Origin of the sequence: Oxalobacter paeniformigenes (assembly GCF_027158465.1) — a bacterium.
GTDB lineage: Bacteria > Pseudomonadota > Gammaproteobacteria > Burkholderiales > Burkholderiaceae_D > Oxalobacter > Oxalobacter paeniformigenes.
In genome coordinates, this window is the sequence record NZ_JAMKYL010000011.1 from 1 (window position 1) to 15,080 (window position 15,080).

A 15,080-nucleotide genomic window follows, 5' to 3' on the forward strand; every position below is an offset into this window, starting at 1 on the left:
AGGCCATAAGTTTTTCTGATTTGTTCGCTGCGCTTTTTCAATTCGTCGAAAAGGACCGCTTCAAGCGAATTGCCACAGAGTACTACCATGTTCTGTTCTTCTTCCACGATTGTCCAGATAACGGATTCGAAACAGTCTTGCATGGCCCTGATACTTTTTTGTCTGTCTGAAGCATCGCCGAATATGTTGACGGTCATCATGCCGTCTGGTGTCAGAGCGTCGGCACAGCTTTGGTAAAACTCCAGTGAGTCGAAAACCGGTGCGGCAGCATTTTCATCGTACAGGTCGATCTGGAGTACATCGATAGCTTTGCGGCGTTTCATGGATTCGATATACAGAGCGGCATCTGCTTCCAGTACGGTCAGTCGATTGTCGTCCGGAGGCAGATGAAAGGTGCTTCTGCAGATATTGATCACGTTGGGATTAAACTCGACTGCAGTAACTTTTGCTTCCGGAAAGTTGTGGTAGCAAAATTTTGTCAGTGCGGCGCTGCCCAGTCCGAGTTGTACGATATGTTTTGCCGTATGTCTGAACAGCATCCACATCATCATGTGCTGGACATAATCCAGTACGATGGTATTGGGTTTTGCCAGTCGCATTGCACCCTGTATCCAGTCGGTACCGAGGTGCATATACAATATGCCGCGAAATTCTGACAATGTGACTTCGGGAAATCGGTGTTTGTTGACAGGTACAGGTTGTTTTTTCATGATGTACTGGAGGGTGTGGCGCGATCATATGTGCATGACCGAACCGAAATCGACAGAATATTCACTTTCAAAGTGGCGTGTTTCTCCGGTGAATGGGTCGGTAAACCGGATGGATTTGGCAACAAGTTGCAAGGGATGACGGTATTCTTCTTCTTGCATTGCCTGTGTAAGCGCTTCCGGATAATGGACAGGATAGATCCGGTCGTTGACGATGGGGATGCCAAGCGTACACAGCTGAATACGAAGCTGATGTTTTCGACCTGTAACTGGTTTCAGATGATAATGGGCGAAGCCATCGGATTGTCGAAGAAGGCGGATTTCAGTTTCAGCATTGTGTTTCCCTTCGACGGTTTCCATACGCATGAAGGCATCACTCTGGACGATGCGGCTTTTGTAGCGTAACGGCAGCGCGATATCCATTCGGTATGGTGCGATTGCTTCGTAATGTTTGCTGACGAAGTTTTCTCTGAACAGACGCTGATAGCGGTCTCTGCTTTCAGGTTTGACGGAAAAAAGGACAAGTCCTGCCGTTTCACGATCAATGCGATGCATCGGCGTCAGTGTGTCGATCCCGAGCTTTCGCCGAAGCCTGACCAGCAAGGTTTCTTGCAGGTAACGTCCCGAAGGCGTGACAGGAAGAAAATGCGGCTTGTCAGCAACGACGATCCATTCATCCTGATACAAGATGGTTTCCTGAAACGGGATGGGTGTTTCATTGGCGATATAACGGTAATAATAGAGTGTCTGACCGGGGCGGTAGGTACTCTCAGGCAAAAGAGGCTCGCCATTTGAGTCGAGTACATCACCTTCTATAATACGTTGATGCCATTCGGTTTTCGTGAGAGCAGGAAACCTTTCGGCAAGAAAATCTTCATAGGTCTGCCATGTACCTTTCGGCAAGGATACCTGGCTGGCGGTGACTCCGTTTCGGGATGGTAGTTCGGGTTTTTTGTGAGGTCGCGGCGCGAGGGTCATGAAATACACAGAGATGGATTTGCCGTTGTTTTCCTTGAAATATGGAAATTTTAAATCATTTTGTATGGATTGATGGATTACACGGCCTAACTGGTGGTTCAGGCAATGTGTGCTCGAAAAATACACAATATGCTGATCTGCTACAGGGAAAATGATGTGGTGATGGAGGGGAAGGATGGTCAGGAATGCTTTTTATGCACAATCCGGCGGTGTGACAGCGGTAATCAATGCTTCGGCATGCGGTGTTATCGAGACTGCGCGCAAATATCCGGACAAGATCGGAACGGTTTTCGCCGGTAAAAACGGTATTGTCGGTGCACTGACGGAAGAATTGATAGATACTGGACATGAAACACGGGAAGATATCGCGGCTTTGCGTTACACACCAGGTGGCGCGTTTGGTTCATGCCGCTATAAACTTGCCGATCCTGAAAAAGACAGGGGCGAGTTTGAACGTTTGCTTGATGTATTCAAGGCACACGATATCGGCTATTTCTTTTATAACGGCGGAGGTGATTCTGCTGATACTTGTTACAAGATATCCCGTTTTTCGACTTTGATGGGATATCCCGTTCAGGCCATTCATATCCCGAAAACGATCGACAATGATTTACCGCTGACGGATTGTTGTCCCGGTTTCGGATCAGTAGCGAAATATATTGCGATTTCGACATTGGAAGCGTCACTGGATGTTCGTTCGATGTGCAGGACATCGACACGCGTATTCGTGCTGGAAGTCATGGGGCGTCATGCAGGCTGGATTGCCGCTGCAGGTGGGCTGGTAGCGGATCAAGGAATTCCGGTTGTCGTACTGTTTCCGGAACGACCTTTCGATGAAAAGGCGTTTCTTTCACAAGTCGATGAAAATGTGCGGCGTTTTGGATACTGTACGGTTGTCGTTTCGGAAGGTTGCCGCTATCCGGATGGCCGTTTTCTTTCCGATCAGGGTGCGCGCGATGCGTTTGGACATGCCCATCTTGGCGGTGCAGCACCGGTGATCGCCAACCTGATACGCGCAAAACTCGGACATCCGTTTCATTGGGCTGTTGCCAATTATCTGCAACGTTCGGCACGCCATATCGCGTCGGCTATCGATGTGGAACAGGCCTATGAACTGGGATGTGCAGCCGTTGAACTGGCATTGCAGGGACATAATTCCGTGATGCCGACGATCGAGCGGTTAAGTGATGTTCCCTATCGTTACAGGATCGGGAAGGCTGATCTGAAAGATGTCGCCAATGTCGAAAAACTGATGCCTCAAGGTTTTATCAGCGAGGATGGATTCGGTGTTACGGAAGAATGCAAACAGTATTTGTATCCACTGATTCAGGGCGAGAATTTTCCACCTTGCCGGAATGGGCTGCCGGAATATGTGACCCTGCAAAACAGACTGGTATCGCGAAAGCTGGCTGCCTTCCACAAGGAGATATAAACGGGGTGACTGATATATCCTTCGCTTGACGGCAAGAGATTGCCAGACGAGGTTCGGCTGTCAAAAGTGCCTGTGTGTAAAGCACAGGCACTTTTTCTTTGTGGCAACGGATTTGACACTGCATTTTAAATGCGATAGATTCTCATTATCATTCTCATTTGGATGGTACTTTTTGTTCAGATCAATTTTTGACATTGTCACACAGACAGAACGTTTATTGGAGAACGATATGAATACAGGTAGTCTTGCTAAAAAACTCGCGATTTTTGCTCTGGCCGGAGCTTCATTTGCTGCTGCACCGTCGGTGATGGCCGCCGAATTTGAGGAATTTCCGATTGGTCCGGAAAAAGTCGTTGGTCCATTGGAAATCGGGGCGGTGTATTTCCAGCCGGTCGATATGGAGCCGTTGGGTATGGGCGGACTGCCTGCAGCGAAAGCAGACATGCATCTGGAGGCGGATATCAAGGCCGCAAAAGATAATCAGCTGGGTTACGAGGCAGGCAGTTTTGTACCGTACCTGACGGTGAAATATGAGATTACGAAAGAAGGCGGCAAGACGATCAAGGGTACGTTCATGCCGATGAGTGCCAGTGATGGACCGCATTACGGCAATAATGTGAAACTGGATGGTCCCGGTAAATACAAGGTGACGTTCATTATCGACAATCCCGAAAAACAGGGTTATTTGTTGCATGTGGACAAGGCGACTGGCGTGACAGGCCGTTTCTGGAAAAAGCCGATCGAAGTCAGCTGGGATTTCAATTACGTGCCCAGAGTCTGGTAATGCGCAAATGCATGAAAGCGTAAAACCGCTTCCATGCATTTTTTGTAAGCAGATGATCGTTATGCCGTTGTATGTTTGCCGGAAGGTGAAAGTCGACGGATGCTTTTTCAGTTACAGGTATGCTGCAGTATCTTGTTGAAGTGGTAATGGCGCTGTTTCCGGCTTGTGTGCTGTCAGGTGGGCTATATGGAGTCTGGGGGCACCAGGATGACGGACGGCGAAAGCACATGTTCGTCGGTGCGTTTTCGTGTGCGTTGACAATCGCAGTGCTTGCTGCGGTATTGCGTCTGACGACAAATTTTTTTGTTCGTGAGTATTTCAATCTTGCCTGTCTGGCTGTTGCGATGGTGGCTGAAAGTATATGGTTTTTCTGCTCGCGTTCGCAGTCCGTGGTGTGTCGTGTATCAAAAGAAGGTGCGGGCAGATGGGTGTATTTCTGTGCAGTGGCGGCATGTTTGTCGTATGCATTGCCGGATCTGTTTTTGTATCCATCGGAATTCGCTGTAGGTTTTGATGATCCTTTCCATGCGGAAGTGCTGTTCAAGACCATCGGTTATGCGCTGGCTCTGGCCTTGTCGCTGGCCGGTGGCTGGGTGGTATCACGGATGATATCCGGAATGTCCCAGGTACAGGCGCGACGTACGGTATCGCTATGGCTGGCATTTTTCGCTTTGTGGCAGTTTATACAGCTGTTCAGGATCGTGATGTTGCGCAGTGCTTTGATGCAGTCGGATGTCCTCATGGAGTTATTGCTGTTTTTGCTGGAATACGAGTTTGTTCCTGTCGGGGCCTTGTTGCTGGCAGTTGGTTGTAGCGCGGTGTACAGCATCGTGTCGTGCAGGAAAGTTGTGTTTTCCGGTGAAAATCCGGCAGTCGTTCGTAAAAAAAAGGCACAGGTAAGGAACAGGATGCGTTGGAATTTTTCCGGTCTGGTTTCGGTCGCTCTGGCAGTATTCGTCATGACGGCATGTAACTGGATGGCGAACCGGACGGTGGAATTGTCGCCTCCCGTCGAACTGGCCGCCAGCGGACGGAAAATCGAAATCGGACTGGATACCGTCAACGACGGACATTTGCACCGTTTTGCCTATACGGCGGAAAACGGTACGCAAATGCGTTACATCATCATCCGGAAAAGTGAGTCTGCATACGGCGTGGCGCTGGATGCATGCGACATTTGCGGGCCGAGTGGTTATTACGAGCGTGATGGGCAGGTGGTGTGCATTCTGTGTGATGTCGTCATGAATATCGGAACGATCGGTATGCCGGGTGGCTGCAATCCTGTACCACTTGCACATGAAATCTCCGATGGAAAAATCGTGATCGATACGGCTGATCTGGAAGCGGAAGTGCATCGTTTTGAGTGAGGGTAAGACATGTTTTCCGGAATGCTGGTGAGTGCGTTGCGGCGTCAGAAAAGAAAGGTGTTGATGATCGCGCTGACGATGGCGCTGGGGATCTCGCTTGCGACAGCAATGCTCAATGTCGTCATGGACGTGGAGAGCAAAATCAGTCAGGAGCTGAAAACCTATGGCGCCAACCTGAATGTGGTGCCGCGTGGAGCGTCCTTGCTGGGGGAGCTTTACGGGATAGACAGTGGCGCGGGCGTGACGGACCGGTTCATCGCAGAGGATGAGCTGGGGAAAATGAAAACCATTTTCTGGGCGAACAATATCGTCGATTTCGTGCCATATCTGGAACATGAGGTTAGCGTCGGTGAATCGGGTATTCCTGCCGTAATGGTGGGAACATGGTTCGAGAAGCGTCTTTCGTTACCGACGGGGGATACGATCGAAACAGGCATGCGCCACATGAAAGCCTGGTGGGATGTTTCCGGTGAATGGGCGAGCGAATCGGTACCGGATGGCGCCATGGTCGGCAGCGTACTGGCGAAACGGCTCCGTATCAGTCGCGGCGACAGGCTGAGGGTGGCATCTTCAGACGGACGGCGTGATATCTGGGTCAAAGTGCGCGGCACGTTTTTCAGTGGCGGGCCTGAAGATGAGCAGTTATTCGTTCCATTGCGGCTGGTTCAGGAAATGACAGGTCTTGCCGGTATGGTGCAGCGTGTCGAAGTGAGTGCGTTGACTACACCTGACAATGAATTGTCGCGTCGTGCGGCCGAAGATCCGAACAGCTTGTCGCGCAAGGAATGGGACACCTGGTATTGCACGGCCTATATCAGTGCGATTGCCTATCAGATCGAGGAAGTGCTGGGAAATGTGAAGGCCAAACCGCTTTTGCAGGTTTCGGAATCGGAAGGGGTGATTCTGGGCAAGGTCAAATTGCTGATGTTGCTGTTGACGGTGTTGAGTCTGGCCTGTTCGGCGCTGGCGATTTCCAATCTGGTTTCCATGAATGTGATGGAACGGAATACGGAAATCGGTTTGATGAAGGCGGTCGGTGCGACGAATGCTGCGGTATCGTTTCTGGTTCTGGCGGAAGTGCTTGCCATGTCGTCGATCGGCGGAATTTTGGGTTACGTCGCGGGCCTTGGACTGGCGCAAATCGTCGGTCATACCGTGTTCGGCGTCAGTATTGCACTGAATGTCTGGGTGATTCCGATTATCGTGCTGATCGTGATAGCGGTGTCCGTTTTCGGCAGTTTGCCTGCGTTGCGCATGTTGCTCTCGCTGGAACCGACACGTGTTTTGCATGGCAGGTGAGGTGAAAAACGATGTTTTCCGCAAAGCAGGCACTTTTTTTCAAAATGCTCTCGAGTTCGCTTGTTCGACAGAAGAGCAGGATGTTGACGGCATTCTTGGCTGTCGCGATTGGCGCTGCTGTACTGATGGGCATGATGACGGTGTATCGGGATATTCCGGAACAAATGGGGCGAGAATTGCGCTCTTATGGCGCCAATATGATTTTCGTGCCGTCGGAAGGCAAGACCTTTCTGGGGGCGCGGACGGTGTCGGAAGCCTTGAGACGGATTCCTGAAGAACGTCTGATAGGTGCGGCACCCTGGCGTTATGAGTCGCTGACGATGAATCGTTTGCCATTGACGGTTGCGGGCACCGATTTTTCGCAGGTCATGAAAACGCGTCCCTACTGGCAGATTACGGGAAGATTGCCGATCGATGAAGATGAAATACTGATCGGTCGCGACGTTGCCGGGATGGCTTTGCTCAAGCCGGGCGATGTCGTCGATTTGGCGGGAAAAGATCAGGATGGAGAACGGTTCAGGCTGAAACTGACGATTGCCGGCATTGTACAAACAGGCGGCAAGGAAGACGGTTTTTTGTTTGTCGCGTTGCCGTTGTTGAACGAATTGATGAACGGCAACGATGAGATGCAGATTATGGAATTGAGTGTCGCCGCCACCGGAGATGTGCTGGCGCAATATCTGGAACAAATCGGACAGGATTTTCCGACGTTGGTGCCGCGTCTGGTCAAACGCATTACGCATTCGGAAACGGTCGTGCTGGAAAAATTGCAGGCTCTCGTCTATCTGGTCACGGGCATCGTGTTGTCGCTGACCATGATATGCGTGGCGACAACGATGATGGCGATGGTAATGGAAAGGCGTAAGGAAATCGGGCTGAAAAAGGCGGTCGGTGCTGAAAACGGCACGATCGTTGCCGAATTTATGGGAACCGGCCTTGTATTGGGCGTGGCCGGCGGATGTCTGGGTTGTGTCATCGGATATTTTTTTGCGCTTGCAGTCAGTTTCAGTGTATTCGGGCGTTCGGTTTCCGTTATTCCATCCGTGATTGTCATGACGCTTGCATTGTCGGTTGTGGTGACAGTGCTGGCATGCATGTTACCGGTGCGGCGAGCGGTGTCGATCGAACCTGCCCTTGTTTTGCGAGGTGAATGAGGATGGGAAAGCATATTCTCGAATTGCAACAGGTATCGATGGTGTACGGTATGGTCAACGCCCTGACGGCGATCGATCTGAACGTTAGGGAAGGGGAGTGGCTGGCGATCATGGGGCCATCCGGCTCCGGCAAGACGACACTGATGAATATTATCGGTTGCATGGACAAACCGTCTTTCGGAAAAGTCGTTCTGGACGGTCAGGATGTGACGACGGCCACGATGCGTGAGCTGACTGCCATCCGGCGTGACAAGATCGGGCTGATTTTCCAGCAGTTTCATTTGATTTCGTATCTGACGGCGCTGGAAAACGTGATGATGGCACAGTATTACCACAGCATGGTCGACGAGCGTGAAGCGATGGCGGCGCTCGAACGGGTCGGACTCGGCCAGCGTGCGCGCCATTTGCCCAGTCAGCTTTCAGGTGGCGAACAGCAGCGGGTTTGCATCGCACGTGCATTGATCAATTATCCCAGACTGATTCTGGCTGATGAACCGACCGGAAATCTCGATGGAGAAAATGAAGAAATCGTCATGGATATTTTCCGGCAGCTTCATGACGAAGGCAGTTCAATCATTATGGTCACACATTCGCTGGAAGTGGCCGCTCATGCCGAAAGACATATCGTGCTGGAACATGGTCGCATCGTGAAGTGGTCGGAATCCAAGGAAAACCGTGCTGCGGTTTCACAGTTGTATGGAATCTAGGGGGGAAAAGGATGTGGAACAGGATATTGGTTGCATCTGTCGTGACAGGACTCGGTGTATTGCTGGCTGTTACCGTGAAATTTCTGTTGCCTCCGTGTCATGCCATGCTGACACTGGTTTCAGGCACCATGGTTCCCATGAAATGCCATTGGTCGTCACAAATGATCGCAGGATTGGGAGTGCTGATCGCATGTGAAGGTATTTCGCTGGGTGTGATGCAAGCGGTCGCCGCGCGGCAGGCGCTGGGTATCGTCGTCATGCTGACGGCCATGTTGGCGATGGCCGTTCCGACGGTTCTGATCGGCGTTTGTGATCCGGATGTGATGCCGTGCCGTATGGGGATGTTGCCTGCGACGCTGGTGATCGGTGTATTGCTTGTATTGGCGGGGATCGGAAATACGGTGTATTTGTGGCGCAAAAATACGTCCGGTTTCACAGTGCGGTCATGATAGGCGGAAACACGGATATGAAGAAAAGACCGTTGACGACAAACCGGATCGCTTTTGAGAATATCCGGCGCAAGCCTTTCAGAACCTGGGGACAGATTCTGGTGGTTGCGTTATTCACTTTCGTCCTGTTTTGCGGTTCCGTATTGTCTGGATGCATAAGAAACGGTATGGAAAGTATGTCGGAAAGGCTTGGCGCCGATCTGATGGTCGTGCCTTACGGGTACGACAAGCAGTTGCAAAGCGCACTGTTGCGCGGAGAACCCGGTACGTTCTATCTCGATCAGACACTGGAAGAAAAGATCCGCGCGTTTCCGGGTGTCGAAAATGTCTCATCACAGATTTTCATCGCATCGTTGCAGGCGGCATGTTGTTCCGTTCCGGTGCAACTGATCGGTTTCGATCCTGCGTCCGACAGGGTTATCCAGCCATGGATCGAGGGGACGTTGCATATGGCGTTGAAAGGAGACGAGGTGATTGTCGGGCATAAAGTGACGGGCAAGGTGGGAGAACGTATTACGTTTTTCGGCAAACCGTACCGTATCGCCGCCAGACTGGACAATACCGGCATGGGATTCGATACATCGGTTTTCGTGACGCATGAAACGGCGCGTCAAATGATTTCCAAACTGGAAATTGCACCGCTTTTTGCGGTAAAGGAAAATCATCCTGTCGTTTCGACCATGATGGTCCATGTCAAGCCAGGTTTCGATCCTCGCCGTGTCGCCAATGACATCCTGTTCCGCTATGCCGCTATCTATAACCTGGATATGGTCATGACGAAAAACATGTTCAGTGAAATCGCGTTGCGTCTGAACGCTTTTTCATATGTGGCTTACGGTATGGCCGGTTTGCTGTGGGTGACGGCGCTGGGTGTGATGGCGCTGGTTTTTTCCATGATTGTCAACGAGCGGAAGCGGGAATTCAGTTTGTTGCGGATTTTTGGAGCGTCCAGAGGGAAGATTCATCGTATTTTGATGATGGAGTCCCTCATGATCAGCGTGGCTGGTGCGTTGTGTGGTTTGTGTGTTGCTGCGTTGGTGTTGTTTCCGTTCAGTACGCTGATCGGATTGCTGGTCAAATTACCTTTTGTGATGCCTTCTGCCGGTTCAATTGGCATAACGGGTTTGCTTTGTCTGATTGCCGCAGCAGCAATCGGTCCGCTTTCCTGTCTGTACTGTGTCTGGCGGTTGAACCGCAGTGATATTTCTTTTGCGCTGAGAGGAATCTGATGGTGTTGAAAATCCACGGATTGACCCGGTATTTTGAGCGTGGAGACACAAGGTTCACTGCGGTCGATGGTGTGAATCTTGAGGTCGGAGAGAGGGATTTTGTCCAGATTGTCGGTCGTTCGGGGAGCGGCAAAACGACTTTGCTGAATCTGGTGACGGGGCTGTTGACTCCCCAACAGGGTGATATTGTTCTGATGGGACGTCATCTTGCGGGACTGGATGACAGGAAGATGTCCATGATGCGTAACACATGGATCGGGTATGTCCCACAGGGAAACAGTTTGCTGGACAATTTTTCGGTAATGGATAATGTCAGGTTGCCTTATTATCTTTCGGTCAACAGCCGTGATGATATTACTGGACGGGCGGATTATTTGTTGAATGCGGCCGGGATCGGTCATTTGCGGGATATGTACCCGTCACAGCTTTCCGGTGGTGAGAGGCGCCGTGCGGCGATTGCGCGTGCCTTGATCAATTCTCCCAAAATACTGGTGGCCGATGAACCGACCGCCGATCTGGATGTCGCGTCTGCAAGGATGATGATGTCGTTATTGGACCGTATTCATGCCGGTGGTACGACGGTGTTGCTGGTTACGCATGAACTGGACGTCATCAGTTTCGACAGGCGCATCTGTCTGATGTGTGACGGCCGTTTGCGTGAACTGTCGTCCGATAGACTGAACAGGGAAGATCTGGTTTCGGAATTGTCGTTTCCGGGAGCGACGGTGTAAAAGCAAAAGCCCGAATGATCATCATTCGGGCTTTTTTGACTGGTGGGGTGGAAGATGGGGCTCGAACCCACGACAACAGGAATCACAATCCTGGACTCTACCAACTGAGCTACTTCCACCATTGGTTGCACGGCCACTTGAACCGAACAACTTACAAGACTTGAAATTATACGGTAATTCAAAGGATATGGCAAGATTCCTATTTCTTCAACAGCAGATTGACCCGTTTGAGATCTTCTTCGTTGAGGATACCGGCGGCCTGTTTCAGGCGCAGTCCCTGGACGATGGTATTGTTCCGGGCTTGTGTGAGATCACGGCGAGTCATGAAAACCTGTTGTTCGGCATTGAGCACGTCGATGTTGATGCGCACACCGACTTCATAACCCAGCTTGTTGGACTCGAGAGATGACAGGCTGGCGACTTCCGCGGCCTCCAGCGCCCGGACTTGCGACAAACCGCTATTGACACTGAGATACGATTGCCGTGCCTGTTGCGCCGCATTGCGTCTGGATGCTTCCAGATCGTTGCGTGCCTTGTCTTCGAGCGCCACGGATTCCTTGACCTTGCTGGTAACGCCGAAACCGGAAAAGAGCGGCATATTCCACTGGATACCGACCATCTTGGAAGTGTTGTAGTCACGAATGCCGCCATTGCTGTCGATGATGTATTGATCGCGATTGGTATGATTGTACGAAGCGACCAGATCGACAGTCGGATAATGTCCCGCCTTGCTGATTTCGATGTTGCGGCGTGCCATTTCATGGGAAAGCCGGTACTGGATGACCTGATAATTCTGTTGTTCGGCAGAACTGACCCAGTTGGACATCACGTTCGGTTCCGGTGCGCTGAGCTTGATGTCCTTTTTGAGAGGATCAAGGATGCCTGGCGGATGACCGATGATTTGTTCCAGAGCTGTGCGCTTGACTTCAAGATCATTGATGGCGGCGATTTCATCTGCTTCCGCCAGGTTGTAACGTGCCTGGGCTTCATGCGTATCGGTGATGGTGACGGTGCCGACTTCAAAACTGCGTTTTGCCAGCTCGAGCTGTTCGCTGACCGCCGCTTTTTGTGCACGTGCGAATGTCAGGACATCTTCAGCAGCCAGAATGTCGAAGTATGCCTGTGCCACGCGTACCATCAGATCCTGTTGCGCTTGCGCGAATTGTGCCTCGCTGATGGAAACCTCGAGTTTGCTGTTGGCATAGTTCTGGAAATCAGCCCAGTTGAATATCGGTTGTGTCAGGGCGATCGTGTATTTGTTTTCCGAATAATCCAGATCTTCCATGTAATTCCGTCCATAACCACCGGATGCGCTCAGGTTCGGCAACAGTCTGGAAAGTCCCTGAACGCTTTTTTCCTGACCGGCCATCAGGGCGGCGCGGGCACTGGCATATTGTGGATCGTTGGCCAGGGCTTCCATATAGGTTTGCATGAGATCGGCGGCCATTACATTGGCGGTAAGAAGACAACCGGCAATAATGGATAGGACAGGGCGGTAGTGCATGCTTGCTCCAAGATAATCGGACGGTATTCAATCCAGTTCAAAAACGGAAGCGTGAATACGTAGGCTGCTCCCTCAACGGTTTTGCGAATGTATCAAATAATAGCCTGATATCCGGTTCATGGTCCGGAATTTTCTGTAACAGACAGGCCCTGCAACATGAATTTTCTGCGAGAAAGAACAACATTCGGCCATTCGGTGACAAATGCCGGACAAACGATTCGGGCATGACCGAAACGGCGCCCGACAATACGATCACGTCAAACGGATGTTCAGGTACGCAGCGTTCAGGTAAAAAACCGTTTTCACATATGACGGTGACATTGCCGATACCGTATCGCGCCAGATTGTTTGCTGCCATTTCGGCTAGCAACGGTTCGATTTCCAGGGTCGTGACATGTTGCGCACCATGTGAGAGAAGAGCTGCCATGTAACCGGAACCGCTGCCGATTTCGAGTACATTGTCGTTACGGTGGATGTCGGCTGCCTGCAAAATGCGTGCTTCGGTCAACGGTGCAAGCATGTTTTCGTTGCATGGCAACGGGATTTCCATGTCGGCATAAGCGTAAGCGCGGCAGGATGATGGTACGAAATCTTCCCTGCAAATGGCGTCCAGCGCATCGAACACGCTCTGGAGGTGAACACCTCCGGCACGGATCTGGTTTTCAATCATGTTGGCGCGCGCGGTACGCATGGGATCGGTTTTTATCGGTTCATGAACAAGAACATTTTAGCAAAAGCCGTCGGGCAGGCACGGCTGTTTGTATCGAATATGGCAAATTCCGTCCTGATTTTGTTCTTGCGCAATCAGGACGGAGACATTTTGCAGGGATCAGGAGGCTTGTGCCGGTTGTGCGGGTTGTTCAGACGATATGGCCGGCACCTGTGGTACGGCTTGCTGCGGTTGCGGATTGCCGGTCAGCCGTGCGCCCAGTGCCTTGTAGATGGCATTTTCGTAATTGATCGTATTGTATTTGGTTTCCAGCAGGGTCAGCCGTGACTGGTTTTCCACGCATTTCGCATCCAGCCATTCTTTCAGTTCGTAGGAACCGGCTTCATAACGTCGCTGATTGTAAAGACTGATTTGTGCATCTGTATCGTATTTGCGGTTGACGTTTTCAAGCAGGGAAAGAGACTTCCGGTAGGAATAGTAATAGGTATCCACTTCGTTCAGTGCCGTGTTGACTGCGGAAACCAGATTCAGTTTGGCGTTTTCAAAATCTGCTTCCGAAATCTTGATGTTCCATTTGATCTTGTTCCATTGCAGAAACGGCAGATTGATCTGTACGGTACCGGCCAGAAACGGGATGTTGAACATGCTGCTGGACTGGTCGGACGAGACACTCAGGGTACTTCCGATCGTGACACTGGGATATACGCTGGCCTTGACTGATTCCCAGTCAAGGAATGCAGACTGTATCCGGTATTCGGCGGCCTTGACGTCCGGTCTGAGTCCCAGTGCGGCGACCGGCACATTCAGATCGACGTGGGTCAGCGGAATGGTGAGAATGTCGGCGGATGCGATGTCGAGCCGGTCTTCAGGTCTCAGATTCATGAGGTTGCGCAGAGTCTGTTCGATGGTTTTTCGACTGGTTTCAAGCGTCATGAGGCTGTTTTTGGAAGCCAGCAGGGATTGTTCAGCAGTCAATGGTTCCAGCGAGTCCACTTTTCCGGCAGTATATTTGTTGTTGATGATCTGCAAAAGTTCAGTGTAAAACCGGATGTTTTCTTCGGTCAGCGCGATGGCCTGATTCAGATAGACCAGATGGAAATAGCAGTCGACGACGTTATTGATCAGGGTCAGTCGTACCGTTTCAAGGTCTTCGCGGGTGGCATAGTATTCCCATTCCTGGGCAGAGGCGGCATTGCTCAGTTTCCGCCACAAGTCCAGTTCATAACTGACGCCCAGTTCGGCCATGTAATTGTGCGTTGTCTGACCGGCCTTGGTGTTCGTTGTGGATGAGGCACCGGTCACGCCTGAAAATTCGGGAACGAGTTCCTGACCGAGCAAATTGGCTTCATACAAGGCCTTGTTCATCGTGATGGCGCTTTTTTTCAGGTCGGTATTGTTCAAAAGCGCCAGTTCGACGATATGGTTGAGCGTGTCATCCCCGTAGGCTTTCCACCATTCGTGGTCGACACGGAATCCGGCGGCGATGGTTTGCTGCGGAATGATTCCGGTATCGGGGATCGTTGCGGTTTGTGTGGCACAGCCTGCAACGGCAAGGCATAACAGGATCGAGGGAATCAGTCGCATAAGGCATCCACCGGATTGAGGCGAGAGGCGTTACGTGCTGGGATGTAGCCGAAAATGACGCCAATCAGGGTTGAACAGACCAGAGCCAGAATAATCGAGGCAGCGGAATAGGACAGGGTAAATGTCTGGACGAACATGCTGAAAAACAGCCCGATGCCAAAGGCGAACAGTATGCCGATGAGACCACCGATGATGCAGATCAGGACGGCTTCGATCAGGAATTGTTGCAATACGCTGCTTCTGCGAGCCCCGACAGCCATCCGGATACCGATTTCGCGGGTTCGTTCCGTCACTGAAACCAGCATGATGTTCATGACGCCAATGCCGCCGACAACCAGCGAAATCAGTGCAATACAGGAAATCAGCAGGCGCATGGTTCCAGTTGTGCTTTCGATGGTCTGGCGGATGCTGTCGGTATTGACGGTGAAGAAGTCTTCCTTGCCGTGCTTGACTGTCAGAAAACGGATGATGTTTTTTTCGGCAGC

The 15,080-nt window shown here is 51.3% G+C and carries 15 protein-coding genes and 1 tRNA gene; 9 read left to right on the top strand and 7 right to left on the bottom strand.

Annotated features, from left to right (window positions below):
* Both NAI64_RS08840 and NAI64_RS08845 read right to left on the bottom strand, forming a co-directional pair.
* Positions 1-710: fused MFS/spermidine synthase (locus NAI64_RS08840; RefSeq protein ID WP_269299731.1), on the bottom strand; the 710-nt coding region annotated here is incomplete at its 3' end.
* 24 nt (positions 711-734) lie between these two features.
* Complete coding sequence (locus NAI64_RS08845; RefSeq protein WP_331282625.1) at positions 735-1,811, bottom strand: pseudouridine synthase; 1,077 nt, start codon at positions 1,809-1,811, stop codon at positions 735-737.
* A gap of 49 nt (positions 1,812-1,860) precedes the next feature.
* On the opposite strand from NAI64_RS08845, the gene NAI64_RS08850 reads away from it, so the two are divergent.
* The 9 genes from NAI64_RS08850 to NAI64_RS08890 all read left to right on the top strand — a co-directional run bounded on the left by NAI64_RS08850 (position 1,861) and on the right by NAI64_RS08890 (position 10,837).
* Positions 1,861-3,117 carry a 6-phosphofructokinase gene (locus NAI64_RS08850; protein WP_269299733.1) on the top strand — a complete coding sequence of 419 codons (1,257 nt, stop codon included), beginning with the start codon at positions 1,861-1,863 and terminating at the stop codon, positions 3,115-3,117.
* Positions 3,118-3,346: 229 nt separating this feature from the next.
* Positions 3,347-3,901, top strand: a complete 555-nt coding sequence (locus NAI64_RS08855; RefSeq protein WP_269299737.1) for an iron transporter — start codon at positions 3,347-3,349, stop codon at positions 3,899-3,901.
* 119 nt (positions 3,902-4,020) lie between these two features.
* Entirely contained in the window at positions 4,021-5,268 is a 1,248-nt protein-coding gene (locus NAI64_RS08860; protein WP_269299739.1) for a DUF2318 domain-containing protein, read from the top strand.
* A 9-nt stretch (positions 5,269-5,277) separates the two neighbouring features.
* On the top strand, positions 5,278-6,567 hold the full coding sequence (locus NAI64_RS08865) for an ABC transporter permease (RefSeq protein WP_269299741.1): 1,290 nt from the start codon (positions 5,278-5,280) through the stop codon (positions 6,565-6,567).
* An 80-nt stretch (positions 6,568-6,647) separates the two neighbouring features.
* Complete coding sequence (locus tag NAI64_RS08870) at positions 6,648-7,721, top strand: ABC transporter permease (protein WP_269299743.1); 1,074 nt, start codon at positions 6,648-6,650, stop codon at positions 7,719-7,721.
* Positions 7,722-7,723: 2 nt separating this feature from the next.
* On the top strand, positions 7,724-8,428 hold the full coding sequence (locus NAI64_RS08875) for an ABC transporter ATP-binding protein (protein WP_269299745.1): 705 nt from the start codon (positions 7,724-7,726) through the stop codon (positions 8,426-8,428).
* Between the two features lie 11 nt (positions 8,429-8,439).
* The gene (locus tag NAI64_RS08880; protein ID WP_269299747.1) at positions 8,440-8,877 is read left to right on the top strand and encodes a DUF4418 family protein; all 438 of its coding nucleotides are present in this window, start codon (positions 8,440-8,442) and stop codon (positions 8,875-8,877) included.
* Between the two features lie 17 nt (positions 8,878-8,894).
* Positions 8,895-10,106 (top strand): ABC transporter permease, encoded by a 1,212-nt coding sequence (locus NAI64_RS08885; protein WP_269299749.1) that lies wholly within the window; start codon positions 8,895-8,897, stop codon positions 10,104-10,106.
* Entirely contained in the window at positions 10,106-10,837 is a 732-nt protein-coding gene (locus NAI64_RS08890) for an ABC transporter ATP-binding protein (RefSeq protein ID WP_269299751.1), read from the top strand. The genes NAI64_RS08885 and NAI64_RS08890 overlap by 1 nt, the downstream gene beginning before the upstream one ends.
* A 43-nt stretch (positions 10,838-10,880) precedes the next feature.
* Here NAI64_RS08890 and NAI64_RS08895 read toward each other — a convergent pair.
* The 5 genes from NAI64_RS08895 to NAI64_RS08915 form a co-directional block, all read right to left on the bottom strand.
* Positions 10,881-10,956 (bottom strand) — tRNA-His (locus NAI64_RS08895).
* Positions 10,957-11,036: 80 nt separating this feature from the next.
* Entirely contained in the window at positions 11,037-12,341 is a 1,305-nt protein-coding gene (locus NAI64_RS08900; protein WP_269299753.1) for a TolC family outer membrane protein, read from the bottom strand.
* Between the two features lie 37 nt (positions 12,342-12,378).
* Complete coding sequence (locus tag NAI64_RS08905) at positions 12,379-13,032, bottom strand: protein-L-isoaspartate O-methyltransferase family protein (protein WP_269299755.1); 654 nt, start codon at positions 13,030-13,032, stop codon at positions 12,379-12,381.
* A gap of 138 nt (positions 13,033-13,170) precedes the next feature.
* Positions 13,171-14,595 (bottom strand): TolC family protein, encoded by a 1,425-nt coding sequence (locus NAI64_RS08910; RefSeq protein ID WP_269299757.1) that lies wholly within the window; start codon positions 14,593-14,595, stop codon positions 13,171-13,173.
* A partial coding sequence (locus tag NAI64_RS08915; protein ID WP_269299759.1) for an FtsX-like permease family protein occupies positions 14,586-15,080 on the bottom strand: 495 nt, incomplete at its 5' end. The genes NAI64_RS08910 and NAI64_RS08915, both read right to left, overlap by 10 nt.

Bases quoted from the DNA above. Each gene is read 5' to 3' on its own strand.
- NAI64_RS08865 (WP_269299741.1), top strand. From the start codon at position 5,278: ATGTTTTCCGGAATGCTGGTGAGTGCGTTGCGGCGTCAGAAAAGAAAG.
- NAI64_RS08885 (WP_269299749.1), top strand. From the start codon at position 8,895: ATGAAGAAAAGACCGTTGACGACAAACCGGATCGCTTTTGAGAATATC.
- NAI64_RS08910 (WP_269299757.1), bottom strand. From the start codon at position 14,595: ATGCGACTGATTCCCTCGATCCTGTTATGCCTTGCCGTTGCAGGCTGT.
- NAI64_RS08900 (WP_269299753.1), bottom strand. From the start codon at position 12,341: ATGCACTACCGCCCTGTCCTATCCATTATTGCCGGTTGTCTTCTTACC.
- NAI64_RS08870 (WP_269299743.1), top strand. From the start codon at position 6,648: ATGTTGACGGCATTCTTGGCTGTCGCGATTGGCGCTGCTGTACTGATG.
- NAI64_RS08890 (WP_269299751.1), top strand. From the start codon at position 10,106: ATGGTGTTGAAAATCCACGGATTGACCCGGTATTTTGAGCGTGGAGAC.
- NAI64_RS08875 (WP_269299745.1), top strand. From the start codon at position 7,724: ATGGGAAAGCATATTCTCGAATTGCAACAGGTATCGATGGTGTACGGT.
- NAI64_RS08905 (WP_269299755.1), bottom strand. From the start codon at position 13,032: ATGCGTACCGCGCGCGCCAACATGATTGAAAACCAGATCCGTGCCGGA.
- NAI64_RS08850 (WP_269299733.1), top strand. From the start codon at position 1,861: ATGGTCAGGAATGCTTTTTATGCACAATCCGGCGGTGTGACAGCGGTA.
- NAI64_RS08855 (WP_269299737.1), top strand. From the start codon at position 3,347: ATGAATACAGGTAGTCTTGCTAAAAAACTCGCGATTTTTGCTCTGGCC.
- NAI64_RS08860 (WP_269299739.1), top strand. From the start codon at position 4,021: ATGCTGCAGTATCTTGTTGAAGTGGTAATGGCGCTGTTTCCGGCTTGT.
- NAI64_RS08880 (WP_269299747.1), top strand. From the start codon at position 8,440: ATGTGGAACAGGATATTGGTTGCATCTGTCGTGACAGGACTCGGTGTA.